At 58.8% G+C, this 4863-nt stretch carries 8 protein-coding genes; all 8 read right to left on the bottom strand.

Going from position 1 to position 4863, the window contains the following annotated elements; translation table 11 throughout:
• Positions 1–689, bottom strand: a 689-nt coding sequence (locus GGR20_RS18350; protein ID WP_183312803.1) for a multicopper oxidase domain-containing protein, incomplete at its 3' end; no start/stop codon positions are given.
• A gap of 508 nt (positions 690–1197) precedes the next feature.
• Positions 1198–1419 (bottom strand): DUF411 domain-containing protein, encoded by a 222-nt coding sequence (locus GGR20_RS19310; protein WP_420827458.1) that lies wholly within the window; start codon positions 1417–1419, stop codon positions 1198–1200.
• Positions 1420–1608: 189 nt separating this feature from the next.
• A complete protein-coding gene (locus tag GGR20_RS18340; RefSeq protein WP_183312801.1) occupies positions 1609–1830 on the bottom strand; it encodes a heavy-metal-associated domain-containing protein in 222 nt (73 codons plus the stop codon).
• 22 nt (positions 1831–1852) lie between these two features.
• Positions 1853–2386, bottom strand: coding sequence for a DUF6692 family protein (locus tag GGR20_RS18335; RefSeq protein ID WP_183312800.1), 534 nt, complete (start codon positions 2384–2386; stop codon positions 1853–1855).
• The gene (locus tag GGR20_RS18330) at positions 2386–2841 is read right to left on the bottom strand and encodes a DUF305 domain-containing protein (protein WP_183312799.1); all 456 of its coding nucleotides are present in this window, start codon (positions 2839–2841) and stop codon (positions 2386–2388) included. The genes GGR20_RS18335 and GGR20_RS18330 overlap by 1 nt, the downstream gene beginning before the upstream one ends.
• Before the next feature lie 11 nt (positions 2842–2852).
• A complete protein-coding gene (locus GGR20_RS18325) occupies positions 2853–3476 on the bottom strand; it encodes a c-type cytochrome (protein ID WP_183312798.1) in 624 nt (207 codons plus the stop codon).
• 101 nt (positions 3477–3577) lie between these two features.
• The gene (locus GGR20_RS19325) at positions 3578–3796 is read right to left on the bottom strand and encodes a hypothetical protein (protein ID WP_476699252.1); all 219 of its coding nucleotides are present in this window, start codon (positions 3794–3796) and stop codon (positions 3578–3580) included.
• Between the two features lie 128 nt (positions 3797–3924).
• Entirely contained in the window at positions 3925–4809 is an 885-nt protein-coding gene (locus GGR20_RS18320) for a cytochrome c (RefSeq protein WP_183312797.1), read from the bottom strand.
• Positions 4810–4863: the final 54 nt, after the last annotated feature.

The raw sequence follows: 4863 nt of genomic DNA, 5'->3' as shown, positions 1-4863 counted from the left end.
AGCGTTCTATCGTTGGCAAGAAAAGCGTCGTATGCAACGTCATTGAGATCCATGGACATCATTCCATGGTCCATGCCGCCCATCACCATGCCGCCACTCATGGCCGTGTTGTCACTTCCGTGCATGCCGTGGCCGCCGATATCGCCGCCTGTCAGCTCCGCAAGAATCTCTTCGGGGCTACGGAACGAAAAATCGTGCAGGAGGACAGTTTCATCCTGCAGGTCCGCCGCCTCATCCTCAGCGGTATAGACGACGAGCGGCGCGGCGAGGAGAGACTGCTCCTGTAGACCGTGGTGCGAATGCATCCAATGCGTGCCGCTCCGTGCCGGGAAGTCGAAGGACCGTATTTCGCCGGCTCCCAATGGCGAGACATAGCCGGTGTCGGAGACACCATCCTGTGCAGGATCGGGCACCTGGCCGTGCCAGTGGATGATGGTCTCGGTGCCGATCTGGTTTTCGAGGTCGACCAGAAAGCGTTCGCCGGCAGGGAGGAACAGGCCTTGCCGGCCAAGTTCATTGCGGATGCCGAAAACATCAGCGGGTTTGCCCAGGACATCGATGACACGGCGCTCAGCAACCAGGGTTCGGGTGGATGGCTGTTGCGCCTGTACAAAACGCGGCAAGGCAACGCTGCCGGCGAGCGCCAGGGATGCGCCAAGGAAGGCGCGACGAGAGAACTGCGTGCTCATGAAGTAACTCCAAAATCTGAAAAGGACCGGCCCGAAAGCCGGGAAGGGATTCAGATTTGGATAGGTGGCCTAAACAACGGCGGACGCCAGGGTGAAGACCACCCGCTTAACTTGAACGGCGAAGCAAGGGGACGTGAGATTCTGCCTAGCGTGACGGGGGAAAACAGCGGCAAACCGGTACAGGAGGGGCAGACCTGTTGCGTGCAGTCCTCCCCATTCACTACCTTCGCATGACTGGCTTTTTTAGGGCCATGACCATGGTGATCGCAGGGTTGAGCGGAAACAGCCGTACGGTGAAATGGCGAATGTGTCGTCGAAGCAAGAACCATCGAGGCGTTGAGGGTCAATGCCATCAGTACGGTCAGCAATGTTCGAACGATCAGTTTCATATGTTCTAGATATCCGATCGTAATTTCATCTTGGCCTCGCACAGGCGAGGTCAGTGATTACACGCGCTGGTTGCCAACAAACCGCATGAAGAGGAATTCACTCGAGCCGTCAAATGCCATTACGTCAGTCGATCAGGTTCATCGCCTGCTGGCCACTCCATCCTTGGGGAACCGATTGGCATGCCTGCAACAGCGAGCCCTCTGATCCGTGGACACTGATTAAGCAGGGCGACGATGGCGTCCGCCGGCACATGGCCCTCAATCACATAGCCGTCAACTGTAGCAGTATGCCATGAACGGAGCTCGGTGGGGACGCCTAGTTTGTCCTTGACGGAATTCATGTCTTCGACGTCTTCAAGCTCCATCTCGAAGCCTGCTGCTCGCGCCCAACCGGTGCGGCAACCACACCAAGGGCCTTTTCTTGATCAAGATTTTCTCCCTCTGGGGCCGTTGTCCATCATCGGTGCTGACAACAGGACCGGACTGAGGCGCTTTCGGCTCCGTCCGGCTGCGGTGAGGTCCGGCCTCATTTATGTCGGTCTTTCCCCACCCACGACCTCGTCGACGGCATAGCCCGCGCTGTCGATGGTAAAGACGACGATCTGGGGATCAGCCCTGTCCTCCACCTGCACATTCCCGCTTTCGGCGTCTGCCTCGACGGCGATGTCGTCTCCGAACTTGGTCTTTATGGCGCGCACGACTGAGTTTTCGCAGCCACTGCAAGTCATGCCGCTCACCTTGTACGTTCGCATGGCACTTCTCCTCGAAATTCGATTACTCTTCTGCGCATCCGTAGTAGCCGCGGTAGCCTACGGTAAGTTGGTCACCGATGTGCATGACCAGGGTCGCGTCTTCCATGCTGGATGGTGATGGTGTCGTGCTGTCCCCGTTCCCGGAGGTGATAGTGAATCGGATCTCGTCGGCGACCAGAACCAGCCCCGCTTCCGCCGGAGCAGATTGCAGTGCCACCAGGTTCCCATTGAGCATCACCACACCTGCCGGGACGTCCTGGGCGGGTTCACGGGCAGTTCCCAGTACAGGATCTCCAGAGCTGGTGTAGTGGAATGCACAACGTGGACCGGCACCAATGATCTCCTTGATCTGCGCATCCGCCATCGTATGCGGATCAAGCGTCGGTATGTTGGCACCGGCAAGAATTTCGGCTGCGGAAACCAAACGTGCAACCGAAGAACCTACGCGGGGATTGACGGCGTCGTCGGCAGCATCATTACGGCTGCAGCCCGTCAGAAGGACCGTCACGGCCAGCAAGGCCAATGCAGGATGGATGCGGGGGGAGCGGGTAATCATCAGTCCCTCTCCTCAAGATCGCTGATGAGGTACTTCATTTCGGCAATCTCGCGCTCCTGCGCCTCGACGATCTCGTCGGCCAGCTTGCGAACACGTTCGTCAGAGATCTGGGCGCGCTTGCTGGTCATGATGGCAATGGAGTGGTGCGGAATCATTGCCTTCATATATTCGGCGTCATCCACCGTCGCCTGGCTCCGAACCAGCCAAAGCGAAAGGGCGAAGACGATCACCGCACCTCCGAAAATCGCCAGGTTGAGCATACGCTTCTTGTACATGTTCAGCATGAAGCCGAGCATGATCACAGCCATCGTTGCGCCCATGACCAGCGCCATCCAGGCGCGGGTTTCACTCCAATAGATGTGCTCGAACGCATAGGTATTGAGAAACATCAGGCCGTACATGACGACGGTCGATGTCAGGATCATTGCGGCAAAGCGCCAGTAGGACATCTGCATTGTTTCGTGCCTCAAGGCGTTTGAGAAGCTTCAGGGAATGGAGTGCTGGGCTCAAGAGGTTCAGTCGACCCGATGCCTTCATATTCCTCTGGCGCCAGCGCCGGCAGTGTCTTGACGAAGGCAGCAATGTTCCACAGCGCCTGATCATCGTGGGTTTCACCGAAGGCTGGCATTCCACTCAGTCGAACCCCATGTTTGGCCAGCCAGAACACCTCGTTGATCTCCCACTCTGCCGCAGCTTCGGAGAGTGCGGGAGGCAGCGGGCGCATGCCATTGGCCCATTCGGCTCGCTCACCATCTGGCCCCGCGTGGCAATAGGCGCAAGTTTTTTTGTAGTGCTCGCCCCCCTCCGCAACCATCTGGGACGTGATGGTCTCGGGTGCGGTGATGCCTCTGGCGTTATTTTCGACGGAGCGATGGAAGTTGGTATCGAGCGCCCATCGCACTAATGACCGGTGCTCCTCGGAGGCCGCAACATTGTAGCCGCCGGAATAAACCACGAACATTCCTGCGCCTAGCAGCACAAGCAGGGTCACCACAATACCGGCACCGAAACTGACCCAGCCAATCTTTCTTTGATGGCTCGTCTGTTTCTTTTCACTTTTTTCGGAACGTTTTCCTCTGTCGTTTTCCATGGGGCACCTCCTCACTAACGAAAGTTAGACGCGTCAATCCTGCGATAGTTCCGATCCCCGGGCGAGACTATCTAGGATCGAATCCACTTTCGCTTCGCGGCTCACGGAAGCTGAGACAGCGCCTCACGACACGACTGCCCGCAAATTATGCAGGCCTCGGCGCAGATCCGACAGGGTTCGTGCATTTGAGCATGGAGCCCGTATGGCCGCTCGAAACGCGTCGACGTTGCCCGTTCCGCGGAGGCCATGGCGCCCGTAGCAGCCCAGATGTCTGTGCAGTCCAGATTCAGGCGAGTGCGTTGCGTCGGATCCTTGACCATCTCCTCGGCCAGGCAGGCATCCGCGCGGACATTGCTGCTAGGAACAGGCGTAGCATTCTTCGATGCAGCGTAGAAGCGCCTCCGAGGCACTACCGCTCGCTTGGGGATGAATTTTCATGGATCAGCGGTCATTTCTTGCCGAGATCGAGCAGATATGTCGCCATGTCCACCAAGTGTTGATCGAGCAGAAATTTCGTGCTGCCGTGCACCACCTCCGCCATCGAACCGCCGAACACATCGCCATTCGGTGTCACTCCGGTGCGGAGGGCCTGTACCAGGCTTTCGCGGGTGTAGCCACCTGCTGTCAGCGCGCGAGCGGTGATAGCAGGCGATGCACCACCTCCCTGCATGTTAGGGTCGCCAGCCAACTCCTTGCTCGACAATCCGCCCAAGAGATTTCGCGGCGTGTGGCAGGCGGCGCAATGCGCCGGGCCCTCCACGAGATACTTGCCGCGATTCCATTCCGACGTCCTTGAAGCGTCCACTTCGTAGTCGGCGGTCCGCTCGAACAGCGAGCGCCAGACTTTCACGGCAGCGCGGACATTGAACGGAAAGCGAAGATCATGCCCCTCGCTCGGCCTATCAACGGACGGGGTTGCTTGCACCGCCGCCCATAGGTCCGCCATATCCTGGTCGGTCAACGTCGCGTAAAATTCAAAGGGAAAGGCTGGGTAGTAAGTTTCTCCCCTGGGGGAGACGCCCTGACGAACGGCACGCACAAACTGCTCGAAGGTCCAGGCGCCTATCCCGGCTACGGGATCGGGAGTGATGTTAGGTGCTCTGAATGAGCCGAAGTTGGACGCGATAGCAGCGCCGCCCGACATCGGGGGGGCGGCAGGAGCCGTATGACAGGTCACGCAGCCAGACAGCCTCGCGAGATAGGCGCCGCGCTTGGCGTCGCCCTGCAGCTCCGTCACCTGGACCGCTGCAGGCAATGGCCAGTTTTCGAGGACAATCGTGCCGGTGGCCGCGGCAACAATCGCCAATAATGGGAGCAGAACAAGACGGTTCATGGTTCACCGCCGGAAGGTAGAGTGGCACGCGGCGCAGGTTGCCGACACGTCCGA

The organism is Devosia subaequoris (genome assembly GCF_014197055.1).
GTDB classification, from domain to species: Bacteria; Pseudomonadota; Alphaproteobacteria; order Rhizobiales; family Devosiaceae; genus Devosia; species Devosia subaequoris.
Note: the sequence above shows the minus strand (reverse complement) of the source record. Positions and strands in the feature narration are given on the sequence as shown.

Coding starts and splice junctions, on each gene's coding strand:
- GGR20_RS19310 (WP_420827458.1), bottom strand. CDS start 1,419: ATGAATTCCGTCAAGGACAAACTAGGCGTCCCCACCGAGCTCCGTTCA.
- GGR20_RS18340 (WP_183312801.1), bottom strand. CDS start 1,830: ATGCGAACGTACAAGGTGAGCGGCATGACTTGCAGTGGCTGCGAAAAC.
- GGR20_RS18335 (WP_183312800.1), bottom strand. CDS start 2,386: ATGATTACCCGCTCCCCCCGCATCCATCCTGCATTGGCCTTGCTGGCC.
- GGR20_RS18330 (WP_183312799.1), bottom strand. CDS start 2,841: ATGCAGATGTCCTACTGGCGCTTTGCCGCAATGATCCTGACATCGACC.
- GGR20_RS18325 (WP_183312798.1), bottom strand. CDS start 3,476: ATGGAAAACGACAGAGGAAAACGTTCCGAAAAAAGTGAAAAGAAACAG.
- GGR20_RS19325 (WP_476699252.1), bottom strand. CDS start 3,796: ATGGTCAAGGATCCGACGCAACGCACTCGCCTGAATCTGGACTGCACA.
- GGR20_RS18320 (WP_183312797.1), bottom strand. CDS start 4,809: ATGAACCGTCTTGTTCTGCTCCCATTATTGGCGATTGTTGCCGCGGCC.